The following is a 20,037-nucleotide window of genomic DNA, read 5'->3' as shown; positions in this document are numbered from 1 at the left end:
CGCGCTCGCTGGTGACGTCGCGCTCGGGAGCGTCCTGCGGCTCGGGAGGCGTCTCAGGCACCGACCATCGCCTCCTTCTCACGATCCTTGAGCTCGGCGGCACGCCGCCGGTTGGGCCACAACCCCTGTGGTCGGAAGATCATGACCACGATGAGGATGATGCCGAAGAACAGGTAACGCAGGTTCGTCGCGCTGATGTCGTACGGCTCGCCGGCGATCCGGACCTGCTCCGGCAGGCCGAACACGTCGCCGACCGACCGCAGCCACTCGGGCACGTAGATGACCAGGAAGCCACCCAGGATCGCGCCGAAGATGTTGCCGGCGCCGCCGAGCAGCACCGCGGCGAGCACCAGGATCGACTGCTCCAGCTTGAACGTCGACGCGTTGACGAAGCCGATCTGACCGGCCCACAGCGCACCGGAGAACCCACCGATGCCGGCGCCCATCGCGAACGCCCAGATCTTGAACTTGTACGTCGGCACGCCCATGAGCTCGGCCGCGTCCTCGTCCTCGCGGATCGCGATCCAGGCCCGGCCGACCCGGCTGCGCACCAGGTTCCGGATCAGGAACACCATTCCGATGATCACGGTGAGGATCAGCCAGTAGTACGGCTTCGCGTCGAACTGGAAGATCGGCGACCCGTCGGCGTTGTTGCCGGGCGGGCGGCCGATGTTCGGGATGCCCCGGTCGCCGTTGAAGATCCAGTCGTTCTGCTGCGCGACGATCCGGATCATCTCGGCGAAGCCGAGCGTCACGATCGCCAGATAGTCGCCGCGCAGTCTCAGAACTGGGAAGCCCAGGATCACCCCCGCCGCGAACGACAGCGCGATCGCCAACGGGAGCGCGGCCAGCCAGGGCCACGGGCTCTCCAGCCAGTTGTACTCCGTGAAGATCTTGCTCTGCGGCGAGGTGAGCGTCGCGACCGTGTAGGCACCGACGGCGAAGAAGCCGAAGAAGCCGAGGTCGAGCAGGCCGGCGTAGCCGACCACGATGTTGAGGCCCAGTCCCAGCAGGATGTAGTAGCCGCACTGGAACAGCACCGTCGCCATGTCGTTGCGCGTGGTGTAGAGCGGGATGTACTCGCCCAGGGGCAAACCGAGGTACTCGTAGAAGCCCTTGTTGGGCAACGCGTAGAGGAACACCACGAAGACCAGGACGATGCCGATGCGGCTCGCCTTGGGCAGGCGGTCCCACCGCTGGCTCACGCCGTGGCGGAAGTCGCGCCACCGGGTACGGACGTCGGTCATGCGCGTGCCCTCCCGAGCGACTCGCCCAACAGGCCGGTCGGGCGGAACATCAGAAGCAGGATCAGCACGAGGAAGCCGATGAAGTCACGGAAGTTCGTGCCGAACACCGCCGAGCCGTAGTTCTCCACCAGGCCGAGGAGGATGCCGCCGAGGGCGGCGCCACGCAGGTTGCCGATGCCACCGAGCACGGCGGCCGCGAAGGCCTTGAGGCCGATGAGGAAGCCGACGTTGAACCGGGTGCTGGCCGCCTTCATGTCGGACATGACCGCGGCGACACCGGCCATCAGGCCGCCGATCAGGAAGACCAGCAGGATGACGCGGTTCTTGTTGACACCCATCAGCGCGGCGGTGTTGGAGTCCTGCGCCACCGCCCGGATGCCCCGGCCGAACCGGGTGCGCCGCACGAACCAGTCCAGAGCGACCATCGCGACGACCGCGACGACGAGTGTCGAGATCTGCAACGGGGTGAGCGACCACCCGCCCAGGTTGACGACCGGGTCGGTCGGCAGCATCGCCGGCACGCCGAACTGACGGCGGTTGGTGAACGCGCCCATGCCCTCGGAGAGCACGAATGACGCACCGATGGCGGTGATCAGGAATGCGAGGGGTGGAGCGTTTCTGGCCCGCAGTGGTCGATACGCGGTCACTTCGACGAGCATCGCGAAGAATCCACACAGGAGCGCGGCCACCACGATCGCCAACGCGATCAAGCCGAGGGCCTCGCCGAGGGACGGCCTTGGAGAGTTGGCATCGAAGCCGAAGGCCGACCAGGTCCAGATGGCACCGAAGGTGCCGATCATGAAGACATCCGAGTGCGCGAAGTTGATCAGTCGCAGGACGCCGTAGACAAGCGTGTATCCGAGGGCGACCAATGCGTAGATCGCGCCCTGGGTCAGCCCGGTGACCGTGAGCACCGGGAAACCATTTATCAGATCGTTGAATTGCAACAGGTTCTCCCGGGAGATCCCTCAGTCAAGGCCGGTGCGGCCGGGCTTGTTGACCGCCCGACCGCACCGGCATGGGGTTTGACGCGACCGTGGTGCCTGATGGGGAAGCCGGCCCGACAGGTGTCGGGCCGGCTTGACCATGATCAGGCCTTCGGGATCTCCTTGTCGGGGGCCCACTGGCCGTTCTTGGCCACGTAAGCCCAGACGCGGACCTGGGCGGGGTCGAGCTCGCCCTTGTCGGTCCACTTGTAGGTGACGCCGGTGGCCGCACCCGGCTTGCCGTAGCTGGTCAGGAAGGCCTGGATGTCCGCGCGGGTGGACTTACCCTCGCCGATGGCCTCGAGGAAGATCTTGGTCACGTCGTAGGCAACGTCGGCGTACACACCCGGAGGGGCGTTGTACTCCTTCTGGAAGTCCGCGACGAAGGTGCCCTTGGCCTCGGTGGCCGGGGCGCAGGGGCAGGTCGCGACCGCGCCTTCGACATCGGCGTTGCCGGTCACGGACAGCATGTTGGCGTCGTAGATGCCGTCGCCGCCGACGAAGGTGCCCTTCCAGTTGGCCTGGCGCAGCTGCTTCAGGAACGGGCTGGCCTCCTCCGTGTAACCGCCGTAGAAGAGCGCGGTGGCACCGCTCGAGGTGACCTTGGTGACGATGGCGCTGAAGTCCTGCTGGTTGTCGGTCGCCTTGTCGGAGGCGGTGACCAGCGGGCCGAGCGCCTTCTTGACCTCGTCCGCGAGACCCGCGCCGTAGGCCGACTGGTCATCGACGACGAAGACCTTGGCCGGGTTGAGGCCCTTGATGTAGGTCGCCGCCGCGGGACCCTGCGAGAAGTCGTTGCCGACACCCCGGTGGAAGATGGCCCAGCCCTGCTCCGACAGGCTCGGCCGGGTGGCCGACTGGCTGATCACGGGAAGGCCGGCCTGCTGGAAGGTCGGGTTCGCCGTCTCGGACTCACCGGAGAACGCCGGGCCGACCATCGCGACGACCTTGGCGTCGTTGACGGCGCTGGTGGCGAGACCACCAGAGAGCTCGGGCTTGCCCTGCGAGTCGTATTCCTGGAGCGACACCTTGCAGTCGCCGTGCTCGGCGTTGTACTGCTTGATGGCCATGTCGGCCGCCTGCTTGCCCGGTGTCACCAGACCGGCGTCAGCGCCCGAGAGCGCGCCGAAGAAGCCGATCTTTAGGTCGCAGACCTTGGCGCCGGCGTCGTTGCTGCCGGAACCGCCTTCGTCCTGCTTACATGCGGCCGCGCCGCCCATGACGAGCGCCGCGAGCGCGACCCCGCCGATAGCGCGTACGAAAATCTGCCTCAAGGCTGAAGCCCTCTCTGCGTCCATCAGCCCGCCGTCGCGGGCCGGGAGGTTGCAACGACGAACCGGACCGTTCACCCGGTCTGGGCCGGGACGTTATCCCACTACAGCGACCAACGTAAGGCCTCACTAGGCGCGTTGACGCAACCGTTACTTAGGGTGTCGGAATTGGCCCTGTCGGTGTCACAGTCGACGGTCGTCGGCCGAGGTCACGCTGGCGGAAATTGGCTGGCCCAGAGGCCACCCACCGTGCCGTCGTCGGTCAGCAGCAGCATGGTGTCGCCCGCTCCCCCGACTGTTACGGCGGTGTTTCCGCCGGGTCCGACCTGGACAGGGGTGGTCATGCTCTGCCAGCCCTTACCGCCAAGATCCGCTGTCCACAACCGATGGCCGTCGGCGCCGACGGTCGAAACCACCAGGCGGGAAGCCGTTTCCAGCACGGCGACGCCGTCGACGGCCGCCACGGCGCCGGTGCCCGTCGCACCGAACCGCGTCGCACCGGACCAGCCGCCGGCCGTTCCGGCTGCGTCGCCAGGCCAGGCCGCGAACGCCGTGCCGGCGGTGCCCAAAGCAATAAGGCCATCGGGGGTACGCGCCAGCCGTTGCGCCGTCTCGTCGTCCGGCGTTCCAGGTAGTGGGACGCGGTTCCAGACATTCGCATCGGCCGAGGTCCAAACATAGGGATCACGGTCAATTCGCCCGGCCGGCCGCCCGCCGCCCACCACCAGCCAACCGGCGGGCAGCCGGGTGAGGTCGGACGCGAACGTGGTGAGGTCCGGCGAGTTGGCGAGGGCCGGCAGGTCCTCGTGGATGGTGAAGGCGGTGGCGTCCGGCGAGGTCCACACGGTCGCGCCGCCGGCCCGGTTGCCCGCGATCAGCCAGCCGGCCGGCCCGGACGCGATCCGGTTGACGCTGACCTGCTTGGCGCCGCCGTAGAGCTCGAAGTCCCGGGACGGCACCGCGACGAGCGCACCGTCGGCGCGGGAGTAGAAGGTGCGCACCCGGGGGTTGCCATGCGCGCCGCCGCTCTTCGCGCCGATCGCGGCGATGCGACCGTCGCGGCAGCCAAGGGCATAGAGCACGCTGCGGATCGCGTAGTAGTCGTTGGCGGTGTCCACCGGCACCGACGCCCAGCTGGTCGCACCGGTGGCGTCGGCGGTCGACCAGAGCGCGGGCCGGGTGTCACCGGCCGGGGTGCCGACGCCGCCGCCGACGTACCACCGGTCACCGCACCGGACCGCGTCGCGGGCCAGCACGCGGCCGGTGGGCCCGGGCGGCAGCGGCAGGTCCACGGACTTCCACTGTGGATTGACCGGGACCGGCTCCGGCTGCGCCTGGTCGCAGGCCGCGGCGAGGGCAAGAAGGAGCAACGCGAGCGCGAACCTGGCCTGGGTGCGCATGCGGCGGGCTAGCCGGCGTCGGTGGGAGTCTCGGGGGCCGCGCCTCCGGCGCCCTCGGCGACGATCCGGTCGGCGACCTCGCGCATGGTCATCCGGTGGTCCATCGCGGTGCGCTGGATCCACTTGAAGGCCTGCGGCTCGGTCATCCCGTACGTGGTCATCAGCGCGCCCTTGGCCCGCTCGACGCTCTTTCGCGTCTCGAGCCGGTCGGCCAGGCCCACGACCTCCGCCTCGAGCGAGGCCATCTCGGCGTACCGCGACAGCGCGATCTCGATGGCCGGCACCAGGTCGCTCTTCTGGAACGGCTTGACCAGGTAGGACATCGCGCCCGCGGCCCGCGCCCGCTCGACCAGGTCGCGCTGGCTGAACGCCGTCAGGATGACGACCGGCGCGATCCGGCCGGCGGCGATCCGCTCGGCGGCGGCGAGGCCGTCCATGATCGGCATCTTGATGTCGAGGATGACCAGGTCGGGCTTGAGCTCCTCGGCCAGCCGCACCGCGGTCTCGCCGTCGGCGGCCTCGCCGACCACGTCATAGCCCTCTTCGGTGAGCATCTCCGACAGGTCGAGCCGGATCAGGGCCTCGTCCTCGGCGATGAGTACGCGCCGACGTTCGGCAGTCTCCGACGACTCGCCCACGAAGCCTCTCCCCAGGTGTCAATCCGCGACCGGCCTGTCCGGTGTCGCGCTCCTTAGCGTAGTAGGTAGGCTGAGTGCGCTTCATCCTCGTGGTGCCTTAGTTCCCGCTGTCCCCGTAGCCCAATGGCAGAGGCACGGAGCTCAAACCTCCGACAGTGTCGGTTCGAATCCGACCGGGGGCACCACCAACCCCAGGCGTCCCGCTGGTCGCCTGCCCCGGAATGGGGCATACGCGTCGCTGCGTAGACTCGGGACAAATCCCCATCAAGGAGTCATCGATGCTCACCATGCAGGACGCCCTGGCCCGGCTCACCGCATACTGGGTGGATCAGGGTTGCCTGACGGTCCAGCCGATGAACACCGAGGTCGGAGCCGGCACGCTCAACCCCGCGACGTTCCTGCGGGTGCTCGGCCCGGAGCCGTGGCGGGTGGTCTACGTCGAGCCGTCGGTGCGCCCGGACGACTCCCGCTACGGCGAGAACCCGAACCGGCTGCAGACGCACACCCAGCTCCAGGTGATCCTCAAGCCGGACCCGGGCAACTCGCAGGAGCTCTACCTGGGCAGCCTGGCCGCCCTGGGCATCGACGTGGCCGCGCACGACGTGCGGTTCGTCGAGGACAACTGGGCCTCGCCGGCGCTCGGGGCGTGGGGCCTGGGCTGGGAGGTCTGGCTCGACGGCTTGGAGATCACCCAGTTCACCTACTTCCAGCAGGCCGGCGGCATCAACCTGGACCCGCCGTCGGTGGAGATCACCTACGGCATGGAGCGCATCATCATGGCGCTCCAGGGCGTGCGGCACTTCAAGGACATCGAGTACGCGGCCGGCGTGAGCTACGGCGAGGTCTTCGGCCAGGGCGAGTACGAGATGTCCCGCTACTACCTCGACGACGCCGACGTGGCCGCCAACCGGGAGCTGCTGGAGCTGTACGCCGCCGAGGCGCAGCGGATGCTCGACGCGGGGCTGCCGGTGCCGGCGCACAGCTACGTGCTGAAGAGCTCGCACGCGTTCAACGTGCTCGACGCCCGCGGCGCCGTCTCCACCTCCGACCGGGCCGCCGAGTTCGGCCGGATGCGCCGGATGGCCGGCGAGGTCGCCAAGCTCTGGATCGCCCGCCGCGAGGAGCTGGGCCACCCGCTCGGCGTCGTGACGGCGCGCGAGCCGGCCACCGCGCCCGCCGCGGAACAGGACAGCCCCGGCACCCGCCAGCTGGTCTTCGAGATCGGCACCGAGGAGATGCCGCCGGCCGAGGCCCGGGCGGTCCGCGAGCAGGTGCGCCGCGAGCTGACCGAGCGGCTGGCCGCCACCCGCCTGGCCCACGGCGACATCCGCGTGCTGGCCACTCCCCGCCGGATCGTCGCGATCGTCGAGGCGGTCGCCGACCGCGAGCAGGACCACGTCCGCACGGTGCGCGGCCCGAAGGTCTCCGCCGCGTACGACGCCGCCGGCGAGCCCACCCAGGCGGTGCGCGGCTTCGCCCGTGGCCAGGGCGTCGAGCTGGCTGACCTGGAGCAGCAGGACGTCAACGGCGTGGCGCACGTGACGGTCGTGAAGCACGAGAACGGCCGCCCCGCCGCCGAGGTGCTGGCCGACGTGCTGGCCAAGGTGGTCACGGCGCTGCGCTCGGCCAAGAACATGCGCTGGAACGACCCGGCGCTGTCCTTCACCCGCCCGATCCGCTGGCTGCTCGCGCTGCGCGGCGACGAGGTCGTGCCGTTCGCGGTCTCCACGCTGGCCTCGGGCCGGCAGACCCGGGTGCACCGCACCGCCGAGGCACCGGTCGTCACCGTGAACAGCGCCGAGATCCACCTCGACACCCTCCGCGCGCACGGCATCGTGGCCGACCCCGACGAGCGGCGGGCCGAGATCGTGGCCTCCGCGCAGCGGCTGGCCGCGGCGGCCGGCGGTCAGGTCGACGTCGAGGGCGAGCGGGCGCTGATCGACCAGATCAGCTACCTCGTCGAGCAGCCGAACGCGCTGCTCGGCCGGTTCGACGAGAGCTACCTGCGGCTGCCGGAGGCGGTGCTGGCCACGGTGATGCGCAAGCACCAGCGCTACCTGCCGGTCCGCGACGCCGACGGCGACCTGCTGCCCTGCTTCGTCGCGGTGGCCAACGGCACCGTCGACGAGGACCTCGTGCGGGCCGGCAACGAGGCGGTGCTGCGGGCCCGCTACGAGGACGCGGCCTTCTTCTACCGCGCCGACCGCGACACCCCGCTGGACGCCATGCGCGCCCGGCTGGAGCGGCTCACGTTCACCGACAAGCTCGGCTCGATGGCCGACCGGGCGACCCGGATCAGCACGCTGGCCCGTACCCTCGCGACCGGCATCGGGCTCGGCGGCCACGACCGCGACACCCTGGGCCGCGCCGCGGAGCTGGTCAAGTTCGACCTGGGCGCGCAGCTCGTCACCGAGATGACCAGCCTGGCCGGCGTGATGGCGCGCGACTACGCCACCCACGCGGGCGAGCCCGCCGCGGTCGCCCAAGCCGTCTTCGAGAGCGAGCTTCCCCGCAACACCGGTGACGCCGTGCCGGCCCACGTACCCGGTGCCGTGCTGTCGCTGGCCGACCGCCTGGACCTGGTCGCGGGCCTCGCGGCCACCGTCGGCCTGCCCACCGGCAGCAGCGACCCGTTCGCCGTCCGCCGGGCGGTGCTGGGCCTGCTCGCCGTGCACCGCACTGGCCTGGTGCCGACGAGCCTGACCGAGGGCCTGGCCGCCGCGGCCGCGCAGCAGCCGGTCGACGTGTCCGACCAGGTGCTGGCCGACACGGCCGAGTTCCTGACGCGCCGGCTGGAGCAGGTGCTGGTCGAGGAGGGCCACCCGGTCGACCGGGTACGCGCCGTCCTGCCGCACGCGGACCGCCCGGCCCTGGCCGACCGGCTGCTGCACCAGCTCGACGAGCTCACCAAGGACGAGCGGTTCCGGGCGCTGGTCGAGGCGATCCAGCGGTGCCGCCGGATCGTGCCGGCCGGGACGCCCGCCGAGTACGACGCGTCCGCCCTGGTGGAGCCGGCCGAGCGCCGCCTCGACGAGGTGGTCCGCGGCATCGAGGTGCCGGGCCCGGACCTCGCCGACTTCCTCGCGGCCGCGGGCCGGGTCACCGAGCCGGTCAACACCTTCTTCGACGAGGTGTACGTGATGGCCGAGGACCCCGACCTGCGCCGCGCCCGCCTGGGCCTGCTGGCCACCGTCCGCGACCTTGGCGCCGGCCTGCTCGACTGGGACCATCTCCGGATGTGAGCACCTGATGATCACCGTTGGCCTGGTGCTTCACCCCACGAAGCCGATCGACCAGTCGTTGCGGCTGATCGTCGGCTCCGCGCGCGACGACGACGTGCGGGTCGCCGCGCGGGAGTCCGACCGCGGCCGGGTGCCGGACGGGGTCGAGGTCATCCCCGACGCGGAGTTCCCCGACCGGGTCGACGGCATCGTCGCGCTCGGCGGTGACGGCACGATGCTCGGCGCCATGCGGCTCATGGTCGAGCGGCCCGTGCCGATCCTCGGCGTCAACTACGGCAACCTCGGCTTCCTCGTCGAGGTCACCCCGGCGGGGCTGGCGGACGCCCTGAGCCGCCTGGGTGCCGGCGACTACACGATCGAGCAGCACGCCGGTCTGGACGTGCGGATCGGGGAGGTGCACCGGTGCGCCTTCAACGACGTCGTCCTCGGCCGCACCGGGGCCGGGCGCACGACGGACGTCGACCTGACGGTCAACGAGGTGCACTACGGCTACTACCGCGCCGACGCGGTCATCCTCGCCACGCCGACCGGCTCGACGGCCTACAACTACTCCGCCGGTGGTCCGGTGCTCTCGCCCTCGTCACACGCGATGGTGGTGACCCCGGTCGCGCCGATGTCGGGCATCAGCCGGCCCGTGGTGCTCGGCGGCGACGACCGGGTCTCGTTCCACGCCCAGGGCACGCTCACGGTCGACCCGGACGGCACGGGCGCGGTGCCGCTCGCCGAGGGCGACACGCTGGCCGTCGCGCTGCGGCCCGACGCGGCGCAGGTCGTCCGCCTGTCGCCACGCGACTACGCGAACCGCAGCCGGGTCCGGCTCAGCCTGCTCGACCTGCCGCTGCGCCCGGACCAACTGCTGGAGCTGATCCCCCTCGAACTCCGTCGCAACGTCGCCGCCGCGGTCGAGGAGCAGCCGGAGGACCGCCGGCCCGGCACGGAGCCGGACCGGCGGTGATCCCCTACCCAGGGGTCTACTACGGCGAGGTGACCGTGTAGGTCGCTCCCGCCTGCGTGGCGAACGAGACGACGTCGCCGCTGACCGTCGGGGTGACCGTGCCGCCGCCCACGCGGGTGACCGTGACCGGGCTGCCCGGCCACGGGTTGCGCAGCCGGAGCTGGCGGCCCGCCTCGCTGGTGACGTCGACATAGGACACCCGTCCGCCGGACAGGGCGCTGGAGACCAGGAACGCGTCCTTCTCGCGCAGGTTGACGAAGCTGGCGTTCTTCGACGCCGGCCAGACCGGGAAGACCCGGACGATGCCGTCGTCGCTCTGCAGCAGCAGGTTGTTGACCGCCTCGGTGGCGCCGGACTTCTCCAGGCCGTGCCACTGGTCGCGGATCCGCAGGTTCGGGTCCGACTTGGCGGTGATCTGGGCCTTCAGCTTGTCGATCAGGCTCTGCGCGGGATAGCCGACCCGGGCCGCCTGCGTGAACACCTTCGGGAAGCTGTTGTCCTGGCCCCACGAGTTCATCGCGTCGAGCGTGTCGATGGCCCGCTGGCGGTCGGCCGCCGGCGAGTTCAGGCCGAGACCCTCCCCCGGGTGGATGAACTCGAGGTTGACCGTGTTGTCGCCGGGCCGGATGGCCCGTCCGTCGGAGACCGTGCCCGGGTCGCCCAACGCGTACACGGACTTGCCGTTGTAGGTCGTCGTGGCGATCGACGGCAGGCCGTTGAGCATCTGCTGCCAGAGCGGGCGCGAACCCGCGTCCAGGCCGAGCTCGGTGCTGGCGGCGAGCAACGAGGTCAGCAGGTGGCGCAGCATGCCGACGTCGACGCTGGGGTTGCGGGCCCAGGTGCCCTCGTGCGGACCGCCCCAGGTGGTGTAGCGGCCGGTCGCCGCGTCGTACTCCATCCACCGGCTGAAGAACGTCGCGACCTCCCTCATGAAGGGGTACGCCTTCGTCTGCAGGTAGGTCCGGTCCCGGGTGTAGTCCCAGTAGGCGATGAACTCGACCACGTTGAAGAGCGAGTTGCCGACCTGCTGCCAGTAGTTGCCGTCCGGGGTGCCGCCGAACGGGCTGATGCCGACCGGGAACAGCACGCCGCCGGAGATGCCCCCGGTGCCGAACCTGGGCGTCACGTAGTCGGACTTGACCTGCTGCAGCTCCTGGGTGGACCGGCGGCGGGCCTCGGGCAGGTACGAGATGACCGCGTCGATCATCGGCATGGCCAGGTCGGCCCGGTTGGACGAGTACGCGCCGTAGAAGTTGGCGACGAAGTTGTAGTTGAGGTGGTAGTCGCCGGAGAAGTACGGGTCGTCCTTGGTGGTCCACACACCGTAGAGCCCGGGCGCCGTCTTCCCGTTCCTGCTGGCCGAGCCCAAGAAGTACTGGGCCGCGTAGTAGAACCGCTCCAGCACGTCGTCGTCGAGGTCCACGGAGGACCGCAGCCAGTAGTTCTTCCACCAGTCGAGATGCCCGGTGTAGAGCGAGTCCAGCGCCGTGCCGGTCTGCGCCTCGACCAGCGACCGCGCGCCCGGCGTCGGGTCGGCGTTGTTGGCGCCGCCGCCCGCGACCGCCGTCACCAGCCGCAGCGTCTGCCCGGCGGCCAAGTCGAACTGGAACCGGGCGGTGTTGCCCGACGCGGTCGGTGTCGACGGCGTGGCGCCTACGAGGCGGCTGGCCAGCGCCGCCCGCGACACCCAGCGCGACCCGCTCGGCGTGGTGCGCGCGGCCCAGCTGGTGCTGCCGGAGACGCCGGCGGTCTGGGTGAACCCGCCCATCGGGGAGGTGGCGCCGGACCAGGTCCGCGCCTCCAGCCGGACCGTGGCCGTACCGGTCGAGCGGATCTGGGTGACCAGCAGGTTGTCGTTGGCCGCCACCCAGGTCTTGAGCACCACCGGCTGCCCGCCGAGGCTCATGGTGGTGTCCACCTCGCCGTTGAGGATGTTCTGCTCCTCCACGAACGTGCCACCGGGTCCGCCCGGTCCGCCGCCCGCGCCGTACAGCTCGAACTGCCCGATCCGGGCCCGCGGGTTCTGCTGCGAGTCGGCCGTCGTGCCCTGGGTCGGTTCGCTGGCGACGAGCCGGACCCAACGGGCGGTACGCGACGAGAGCGTGCGGTCGGTGACCGCGGCCGTGTTGTTGGTGACGGTGTCCCAGGTCGACCAGTTCTGGTTGTCGGTCGAGGTCGACACCTGGAAGTTCTTCGTGTCGTTGGCCGTCTCGCTCGGCCGGGCGGCACTGTCGTGCCGCACGATGTAGCGGGTGAACGTCTTGCTGGTGCCCAGGTCCAGGGTCAGCGTCTGCGGCTTGCCGACCGCGGAGACCCAGCCCTCGTAGCCGGACCCCCACTGGCCGCTGACCGCGCGGGAGGGCGGAAACGACGGGTGCGAGCTGGTCGCGGTCGCGGTGGCGCCGAGGGCGAGGTTGGTCGAGCCGCTGCCGCCGCTGGCCGCGGTCAGGGTCACCCCGCCGATCGGCGCGGTCGCCGGGCCCGGGTTGCCGCGCCAGAAGTCGCCCTTGGACACCAGGAACGTCTTGACCCCGGTGCTGCCGGACGAGGTGACGCCGATGTCACCGTTTCCGAGCAGGGCGGTGCTGGGCATGCCGTTGACGATGGAGTTCACATAGGACTGGTCGGTCCAGCGGCCCTTGATGTTCGCGAGCAGCGACTGGACGGCTGCCCACTGCTGGGCGGGGGTGGGTGCCGCGGCGCTGGCCGGGCTGGCGGTGACGCTCAGCCCGGCGGCGACGACCGAGGCGACGACGGCTCCGGCGAGTACCCGGCGGGACGGTCGGGTTGGCACGGGATGTCCTTCCTAGTGCGGTGGGGCCACCGTTCCCACCGGCTCGGGAGCCGGACGCAGGTTGAGGTTCTCCAGCGTGCCTTCGGGTGCGGTGACCTGGTCGGAACGGGGGGTGGAGGAACGCAGTGCGGTGTAGCCGGGCTCCACGCCGAAGAGGCCGGCGATGACCGCCTCGGCGATGGCCGCCCCCGCGATGGAGTCCCGGTTGGCGACGCCCCGACCGGCCACGCGTACGCGCGGCTCGCCGTCGCCCTGGTTCGGGAGGATCTCCATCGCCTGTCCCCACAGGCCGCCGGAAGCGGCCCGTGGTGTGCGGCCGATGACGCCGGCCGCGAGGTCCGGGCGGCCGAGCTTGGCCAGCCCGTACGCGGTGACGCCGGGCCAGGCGCCGAACGCTCCCCCGGCGCCGTGGTCGGGCCGGTCGGAGAACGGCGCGATCGGGTCGTCGGCGGCCAGGGCGCGCAGCCACGGGCCGGCGAGCAGCTTGGTCTCGACGAAGGTGACCACCTCGGCGCGCTGGTCCGCGGTCAGGTCCCCGGCCAGCTCGGCCGCGACCAGGCCGAAGTCGAGGACGTGCCCGATGGTGTCGCGGCCGTCGGGGTGCACGATGGCCCAACGGCCGTCGCCCGCGTACAGGTTGAGGACGGCTTCGGCGAGGGCGCCCGCGTCGGCCTCGGCGCGCGCGGCGTCGGCGTCGCGGCCGCCGAGGAAGCGCAGCAGGTCCGCGTACGACCGGAGCATGCCGACGTAGGCCGCGTTGAACGAGGCCATCGCGTCGACGTAGTTGGGCACGCACTCCAGCACCCGCCACGCGTCGGGGCCGAAGTCGGCGAGCCCGGCGCGCGTGCCGAGCCGGCCGGCGGCCCCGTAGGCGAGGCGCTCGACGTGGTCGAGGACCGTGCGCCCGCCGGCCGGCTCGGAGAGGAACGCCACGTCGCCGGTCACGCCGACGTAGTGCTCGACCAGCCGGAACAGCGCGTACTCGTTGGAGATGTAGTAGTTGCCGAGGGGCCCGCCGCCGCGCACGTCGTAGCCGAAGGACTGGTCATAGGGGCTTGCGAGCCCGGCCAGCAGCCAGGCGCGCAGGCCGGCGGGGTCGAGCATGGCGTACATCCGGCTCCACTCGGTGTGGTCCCAGAAGAACGTCGTGGTGGCGCCGAGGCGGGGGCCGCCGGTGAGGAACACCGGGCCGGTGCGGCCGACCCGGATGTTGCGCAGGTACAGCACGAGCAGCGCGCCCATGTAGTAGGCGCGGGCGAGGTCGCGGTTCTCCGTGCGCAGGGTGGGCAGGTGGCCGCTGAAGTCGGGGTTGTCGGGCGTGAACGCGTGTGCCCAGAGGCGGCGCCACGCGTCGGCCGTGCTCGCCAGCTCCGCGTCCAGGCCGGTCGCGGACGCTCGCGCGGCTTTCGTTGCCTCGGCGGCGTCCGTGCCCCAGGCCAGCGCGAAGCCGACCACGGCGGTGGCGCCCGGTTCGAGGGCGAGGTGCCAGGTCGCGCGGGCGCCGGCTCCGTGCGGCGTCAGCTCGTCCGGTTGTACGGCGAACGCATACGCGGCCCGGGCGCTGGAGGCGGTGTCGGTGATCTTTACTCCACCGGTGTCCACGGTGGACCGCCAGCGGACCGGGCGGGTCCAGTGGCCGGTGCGGGCCACCTCGGCGCCGTCGAGGACGAGGACGGCCTGGTGCGCGTCGACGGTGACGCGGATCCGGTGCCAGCGGCCTTGGTCGAGCGGGCGGTGTGCGGTCTCCCGCTCGCCACAGATGCCCAGCCAGAGGTGGCCGCCCTCGACGCCGAGCTGGAGCGAGTCGGGGTGGTTGCCGTGGGTCAGCAGCACGCCGTCGTGGCCCGGCTCGGTGGTGCGGAACTCCAGCTCCAGGTCGGTGCCGGCGGTCAACTCGAAGGCGTCGAGCGCCACCTCGACGCCGTCGTCCAGCACGGCCGGGCCGGCGAACAGGGTGCCGGTGCTGGTCCGGACGGCGCGGACCTCGCCGCGGACGGCGCTCGTGTGCGGGTAGACCCAGTCCGCGCTGACGTGCCGGGGCAGCTCGTACTCCAGCAGCATCGGCGCGCTGTCCTCGTCGCGCTGGATGCCCGGCGGGCGCGGGCGGCCGAGCCGCAGCCGGCGGGGTCCGGGGCCGAGCAGGTACGGCGCACCCTGCGCGCCCGGCCGGGTGGTGTCCCGGATCCGCTCCAGCGCGTGGTAGTCGTGCTCGCCGGAGGCGTTCCACGGCACGGTGTGCAGCCAGCCCCAGCCGGTCTCGCTGTGGCCGACCGGCGCGAACAGGTCCTGGGTCAGCTCGACGGTCGCCGGCGCGGTGCGGGTGTTGGTCACCTCGACCCGCCAGAGCAGCGTGTCGGCGTCGTAGCCGAGGCTGGTGTCGCTGGCCACCGACACGCGCGCGTCGCGGTAGGTGCGGCGGGTGCCCCACGGCTTCCAGCGGTAGTGCTGGACGCCCGGCACGACGCCGTCGACCCGCAGGACGCCGGTGTGGTAGCCGGCGGCGAACGGTGGTGCGGCCACCCAGGAGACGCTCGTCAGGTCGTGGTTGACGTGCGCCTGGCCGCGCTGGTTGCGCAACGACGGCAGGTGGCCCAGGTCGCCGGCGGCGACCCAGTCCCCCGCGACGTCGTCGAGAGCGGGAACCCCGATCGGCTCGGTTCCTGGGGTCACTTCGCCGAACCCGAGGTCAGGCCGGCGACGAACTGCTTCTGCACCGTCAGATAGCCGATCACCGGCAGGACGCCGGCCAGGAACATGATGCCGAAGAGCTGGCCGTAGTCCACTGAGTACTGTCCGATCGTCAGGTAGAGGCCGGTGGTGATGGTCTGGCCCTGCAGCGGGCCGAGGATGAACAGCGGGTTGAGGAAGTCGTTCCAGATCCACAGGGTCAGGAAGATGACCACGGTGGCGGTGGCCGGCCGCACGAGCGGCATCACGATCTGCCACCAGATCCGCAGGCCGCTGGCACCGTCGAGGCGGGCCGCCTGGATGATCTCGTCGGGCACCGAGCGCATGAAGCCGACGTAGACGAAGACCGCGAAGCTCAGGTAGCCGCCGCCGAGGTTGGCCAGGATCAGGCCCGGGTAGCTGTGGTCGAGGCCGATCCAGGTGAGGATCCGGATGGTCGGCAGGAGGGTCACCTGCGGCGGGATCATCAGGCCGGCGGACAGCGCGACCAGGATGATCGCCTTGACGCGGCCGCTCCGGCGGGAGATGTAGAAGCTGAACGCCGAGCCGAGCGGGACGATCAGCGCCACCGAGATCACCGCGACGATCAGCGAGTTGCGCAGGCCGAGGGGGATAAGGTTGTCCGGCCTGCTCAGCGCCTTGGTGAGGTTGTCGAGCGTCGGCGGCCAGGGCAGCGCGAGCGGGTTGGCGAGGATCTTGTCCTGCGGCTTGAACGCGTTGACCAGCATCAGGTAGATCGGCGCGACGAAGACCAGCGTGACGGCGGCCGCGACGAGGACCCGTGCCCTGGTGGTGATCCTTTGGCGGGGGCGGGGTTGCGGCGGGGGTGTCAGCGCGCTCCTTCCGCCGACGGCCTGGCGGTCGCGCGTATCCCGGGATGTCGTTGTCATAGGGAGACCTCCCGGCGGCGCAGGACGCCGGTCACGGTGAGGGCGACCAGCGCGGAGAGCCCGAGCAGGAGCATCGCGACGGCGCTGGCGTAGCCGACCCGGTCGCTGGTGAACGCCAGCTTGACGATGTAGAGGGCGGTCGACTGGGTGGAGTTGGCCGGGCCGCCGCCGGTGAGCACGGTGATGATGTCGTAGAGCTTCAGCACGGTGATCAGCGAGATCGTGACGCTGATCGTGGTGCCGGGCGCGAGCATCGGCCACGTTATCTTGCGGAAGCGTTGGGTGCCGCGGACGCCGTCGAGGCTCGCCATGTCGTGGAGCTCCAGCGGGATGCTCTGGAGGGCGGCCAGGTAGACGACCGTGGTGAAGCCGCTCATCACCCACGTGACGACGAGGCCGATGGAGAAGAGGGCGGCGTGGGGGCTGCCGAGCCAGGGGTACGGCTCGTCGAGCAGTCCTATCTTGACCAGCGCGGTGTTCAGCAGGCCGTTCTGGGTCAGGATCGTCTGCCAGACGAAGGCAACGATGACCCCCGAGAGGACCTGGGGCAGGAACGCGACGGTACGCATGACGCGATAGCTCAGGCTCGTCCGGTTGAGCAGCAGCGCGAAGCCGACGCCGAGCGCGTTGGCGGCGATGGTCACGCCGAACGCGAGGATCAGCGTGAACGTGAGGCTGGCCTTGAGCTGGTCGTCGCCGGCCATCTCCGTGTAGTTGGCGAACCCGATGAAGTCGTTCTGCGCCTTCAGCGGGTTCTCGTTGGTGAAGCTGCTGCGCAGGCTCAGCAGCAGCGGCAACACGAGGAAGACAACGTAGAGCCCGAGAGCGAGGGCGGCGAGCAGGGCCAGGCCCCGCTCGCCGGAATTCCTTTTCCTCACTGCGCGGCGGTCTTCCATGCCTCGTCGAGCTTCTTGAGCTCGCCGGCCACGTCGTCCTTGGTGAACAGGGCCTGAGCGGCGGCGTAGAAGGCGTCGTTGAGCCCGGCGGGGAGCGCGTCGTCGTTGGTCGCCCAGCCGATCGCGCTGACCTTGTTGTTGTCCTGGCCTACGTAGGCGTAGGAGTCCTCGAAGACCTTGGTGACCGTGACGTTGTAGTCCTTCAGGGTCTTGCCCTTGATCATCGGGAACGCGCCGTCGGTCTCGATGAGCGCCTTGAGGTTGGCCGGGTTGAGCGACCAGGCCTGGCCGAACTTCTCGGCGAGCGCGGTGTCCTTGGCCTTGGCGGAGATGGCCATGGAGCCGCCGCCGACGAACGGCACGACGACGTCGCCGTTGTCGGTCGGCCAAGGGAACGAGCCGAAGTTGTCGGCGGTGTCCTTGGGTACGGAGCCGAGGAACCAGCTGCCCATGGGATACATCGCGGACTTGCCGGTGGTGAAGCGGGTGATCGAGTCGGCGTACTTGACGCCGAGCGCGCCCTTGTCGAAGTAGCCGCTGGTGACGAGGGTGCGATACTTGTTGACCGCCGTGACCATGTCGGCGTCGGCGAACTTCACCTTGTCGGCGTAGCGGTCCTGCAGCCAGTTCTTGTTCTTGCCGAGGATGTCGGCGGAGACGATGCCGACGAGCGGCATGGACGCCGCGAACGGGTCGGCGCCGCCGAGCTCGATCGGGTTGATGTTCTTGGCCTTGAGCTTGGCGCAGGCGTCGAGGAACTCAGCCCACGTCGTGGGGGCTTTCTCGATGCCCGCTTGCTGGAACAGCTGCTTGTTGTAGTAGACCTGCGGCACGATCTGCGAGTTGGTCGGCGGGATGTAGACCTCGCCCTTGAGCGAGTTGGCCGACGGGAGCAGGAAGTTGGCGTCGATCCAGGTCTTGTCGTACGGCTTGAGCAGGCCGGCGCCGACGAAGTTGGACGGGGTGATCGACTGCAGCAGGTCCGGGAACTGGCCGGACTGCTGGAGCTGCTTGGCGTAGCCGTCGCGGTCCGTGCTGGGCGCGACGATCTTGTTGATCTTGACGCCGGGGGTCTGCGCGGAGGCTGCGGTGATCGAGTCGTCCCAGAACTTCGCGTCGAGGCTCGGGGTCTCGAAGACAAGGTAGGTCAGCGCGGTCTCGCCACTTTCCTTCCCTCCGCCGTCGCCGCTTCCACAGGCCGCGGTGAGGGCGAGGAGACCGGCGACGCATGCCGCGAGCAGCGGCTTCCGTATCAAGGGGTCCTCCTGGGGGACAGGGGTTGGACTAGTCAAGTTGATCAGTGTGGGATAACGTTATCCCGAAGCATAGAAAGTTTCACTCCGGTGTCAAGAGTGTTGTCAGGATGCTCGGTACGAGCGTCCGAAGAGGAGGATCAGGCGATGACCGATCGGCTGGGCGGCGGGGTGCGGCGGAAACGCCCGACCATGCGGGACGTGGCCCGCGAGGCCGGTGTCGCCCTGCGCACGGTCTCCCGGGTGGTCAACGCGGACCCGACGGTGGGTGCGCATCTGGTGAGCCGGGTCCAGGCCGCCATCACCGCTCTCGACTACGAGCCCGACGAGCGGGCCCAGCAACTGCGGCGCGGGACGAGCGGCACGATCGGTGCGGCGGTACGCAACCTGGCGGACGCGCACCCGGTCCTGTCCGCGGTCGACACGGCGTCGCGGGCCCGGGGCCTGGCCGTGCTGGCGATGTCCACGGAGGACGACGAGGCCCGCGAGCGCGAGGCGGTCATGTCGATGTGCCGCCGCCGGGTCGACGGGATCGTCATCGAGCCGATCGGGATGACGCACGACTACCTGTCCGCCGAGGTGGCGGCGGGTCTGCCGCTGGTGGCGGTCGACCGACCGTGCGGCGGCGTCGAGGCGGATGCCGTCCTGTCGGACAACGCGGCGGGGATCGGGATGGCCTACCGGCAGCTCTCGGTGCACGGCCACCGCCGGATCGCGTACATCGGCGACGACGAGCGAATCTTCACGGGCCGCGAGCGGGCGGCCGCCTTCCGGGCGTGCGTGGCGGCGGCCGGCGGTCCGTTGGCGGGGATGGTCTTTCCAGGGGTGGTGACCACGGGGCGGGTGGCCGTGGCGTTGGACGCCGTCTTGTCTGCCCCGCGACCCGCGACGGCCCTGATCACCGGAAACGTGGCGACGACGATCGAGGCGTTGCGTTTTCTCGGTGCTGATGCGGGGCGGTTCGCGCTGGTTGGCTTCGACGACTTCACGCTCGCCGACATCCTGCGCCCGGCGGTGACGGTGGTCGCCCAGAACAGCGCGGAGATCGGCCGGACGGCGATCGACCTGCTGACGGCCCGGGCCGCGGACCCCGGGCGCCCGGTCCAGACGGTGACGGTCCCGGTGGAGCTCATCGCCCGAGGTTCGGGAGAGCTGCCACCCCCGCCGGACTGACACCGGCGGCGCGCGTGGCTGGCTGGCCGGGCGGCTGGCTGGCTGGCCGGGCGGCTCGGCGATAACGTTATCCGCGCTGTCCTTGATGCCGGAATGCGCATAGGGTGCGGGCATGGACGGTGCCGCCGAGATGTTCGCCCGCGACAAGGCTTCGCAGTCGCTCGGGATGTCGGTCGTCGACCTCTCCCCCGGCCACGCCGTGCTGGAGATGACGGTGACGGACCTGATGGTCAACGGCCACGGCATCGCCCACGGGGGTTACGTGTTCCTGCTGGCGGACTCGGCGTTCGCGGGCGCGTGCAACTACCCGGGCGCGGTGACCGTGGCGGCGTCGGCCGAGATCGTGTTCGTCTCGGCGGCCCGCTCGGGCGACCGATTGACCGCGACGGCCACCGAACGACACCGCGCGGGCAAGTCCGGCATCTACGACGTCACGGTCCGCTGCGGCGACCGCCTGGTAGCGGAGTTCCGCGGTCTGAGCCGCACGTTGTCCGCCGGCTGACCGGCCTCCGCGCAAGCACCGACCCGCCGCGCCGACCGCCCGGCCGCGGAGCTCCGCGACCCGAGCCACACGCTGTCCAACAGCTGACCGGCCCCCGCGCAA

14 protein-coding genes and 1 tRNA gene are annotated in these 20,037 nt (G+C 70.7%); 5 read left to right on the top strand and 10 right to left on the bottom strand.

Annotated features, from left to right (window positions below):
- Positions 1-53: 53 nt before the first annotated feature.
- From CHC05_RS40345 to CHC05_RS40325, 5 genes are all read right to left on the bottom strand, one after another.
- Complete coding sequence (locus tag CHC05_RS40345; protein ID WP_089256180.1) at positions 54-1,247, bottom strand: branched-chain amino acid ABC transporter permease; 1,194 nt, start codon at positions 1,245-1,247, stop codon at positions 54-56.
- Complete coding sequence (locus CHC05_RS40340; RefSeq protein ID WP_089256178.1) at positions 1,244-2,194, bottom strand: branched-chain amino acid ABC transporter permease; 951 nt, start codon at positions 2,192-2,194, stop codon at positions 1,244-1,246. The genes CHC05_RS40345 and CHC05_RS40340 overlap by 4 nt, the downstream gene beginning before the upstream one ends.
- 143 nt (positions 2,195-2,337) lie before the next feature.
- Positions 2,338-3,507, bottom strand: coding sequence for a branched-chain amino acid ABC transporter substrate-binding protein (locus tag CHC05_RS40335; RefSeq protein ID WP_089256176.1), 1,170 nt, complete (start codon positions 3,505-3,507; stop codon positions 2,338-2,340).
- 206 nt (positions 3,508-3,713) lie between these two features.
- A complete protein-coding gene (locus CHC05_RS40330; protein WP_089256174.1) occupies positions 3,714-4,904 on the bottom strand; it encodes a hypothetical protein in 1,191 nt (396 codons plus the stop codon).
- Positions 4,905-4,912: 8 nt separating this feature from the next.
- Positions 4,913-5,542, bottom strand: coding sequence for an ANTAR domain-containing response regulator (locus tag CHC05_RS40325; protein WP_089256172.1), 630 nt, complete (start codon positions 5,540-5,542; stop codon positions 4,913-4,915).
- Between the two features lie 109 nt (positions 5,543-5,651).
- On the opposite strand from CHC05_RS40325, the gene CHC05_RS40320 reads away from it, so the two are divergent.
- The 3 genes from CHC05_RS40320 (at position 5,652) to CHC05_RS40310 (ending at position 9,739) form a co-directional block, all read left to right on the top strand.
- Positions 5,652-5,727 (top strand) — tRNA-Leu (locus CHC05_RS40320).
- Positions 5,728-5,820: 93 nt separating this feature from the next.
- Entirely contained in the window at positions 5,821-8,784 is a 2,964-nt protein-coding gene (locus CHC05_RS40315) for a glycine--tRNA ligase (protein WP_089256170.1), read from the top strand.
- Positions 8,785-8,809: 25 nt separating this feature from the next.
- Positions 8,810-9,739, top strand: a complete 930-nt coding sequence (locus CHC05_RS40310; protein WP_245871491.1) for an NAD(+)/NADH kinase — start codon at positions 8,810-8,812, stop codon at positions 9,737-9,739.
- A 19-nt stretch (positions 9,740-9,758) separates the two neighbouring features.
- Here CHC05_RS40310 and CHC05_RS40305 read toward each other — a convergent pair whose 3' ends face one another.
- From CHC05_RS40305 to CHC05_RS40285, 5 genes are read right to left on the bottom strand one after another with little or no spacing between them, the layout of a single operon-like run.
- Positions 9,759-12,533 carry a discoidin domain-containing protein gene (locus CHC05_RS40305; protein ID WP_089256166.1) on the bottom strand — a complete coding sequence of 925 codons (2,775 nt, stop codon included), beginning with the start codon at positions 12,531-12,533 and terminating at the stop codon, positions 9,759-9,761.
- A 12-nt stretch (positions 12,534-12,545) separates the two neighbouring features.
- Positions 12,546-15,203, bottom strand: a complete 2,658-nt coding sequence (locus CHC05_RS40300) for a laminin G domain-containing protein (protein ID WP_089256164.1) — start codon at positions 15,201-15,203, stop codon at positions 12,546-12,548.
- Positions 15,200-16,111 carry a carbohydrate ABC transporter permease gene (locus CHC05_RS40295; protein WP_089256162.1) on the bottom strand — a complete coding sequence of 304 codons (912 nt, stop codon included), beginning with the start codon at positions 16,109-16,111 and terminating at the stop codon, positions 15,200-15,202. Before CHC05_RS40295 ends, CHC05_RS40300 begins: the two co-directional genes overlap by 4 nt.
- Complete coding sequence (locus tag CHC05_RS40290; protein ID WP_245871489.1) at positions 16,108-16,989, bottom strand: carbohydrate ABC transporter permease; 882 nt, start codon at positions 16,987-16,989, stop codon at positions 16,108-16,110. The genes CHC05_RS40295 and CHC05_RS40290 overlap by 4 nt, the downstream gene beginning before the upstream one ends.
- On the bottom strand, positions 16,986-18,263 hold the full coding sequence (locus tag CHC05_RS40285) for an ABC transporter substrate-binding protein (RefSeq protein ID WP_089256159.1): 1,278 nt from the start codon (positions 18,261-18,263) through the stop codon (positions 16,986-16,988). Before CHC05_RS40285 ends, CHC05_RS40290 begins: the two co-directional genes overlap by 4 nt.
- Before the next feature lie 144 nt (positions 18,264-18,407).
- On the opposite strand from CHC05_RS40285, the gene CHC05_RS40280 reads away from it, so the two are divergent.
- Together CHC05_RS40280 and paaI are read left to right on the top strand one after the other, a co-directional pair.
- Positions 18,408-19,433 (top strand): LacI family DNA-binding transcriptional regulator, encoded by a 1,026-nt coding sequence (locus CHC05_RS40280; protein WP_245871487.1) that lies wholly within the window; start codon positions 18,408-18,410, stop codon positions 19,431-19,433.
- A 112-nt stretch (positions 19,434-19,545) separates the two neighbouring features.
- Entirely contained in the window at positions 19,546-19,935 is a 390-nt protein-coding gene (paaI, locus tag CHC05_RS40275; protein ID WP_089256157.1) for a hydroxyphenylacetyl-CoA thioesterase PaaI, read from the top strand.
- Positions 19,936-20,037: the final 102 nt, after the last annotated feature.

The organism is Asanoa hainanensis (assembly GCF_900188485.1).
GTDB classification, from domain to species: domain Bacteria; phylum Actinomycetota; class Actinomycetes; order Mycobacteriales; family Micromonosporaceae; genus Asanoa; species Asanoa hainanensis.
Note: the sequence above shows the minus strand (reverse complement) of the source record. Positions and strands in the feature narration are given on the sequence as shown.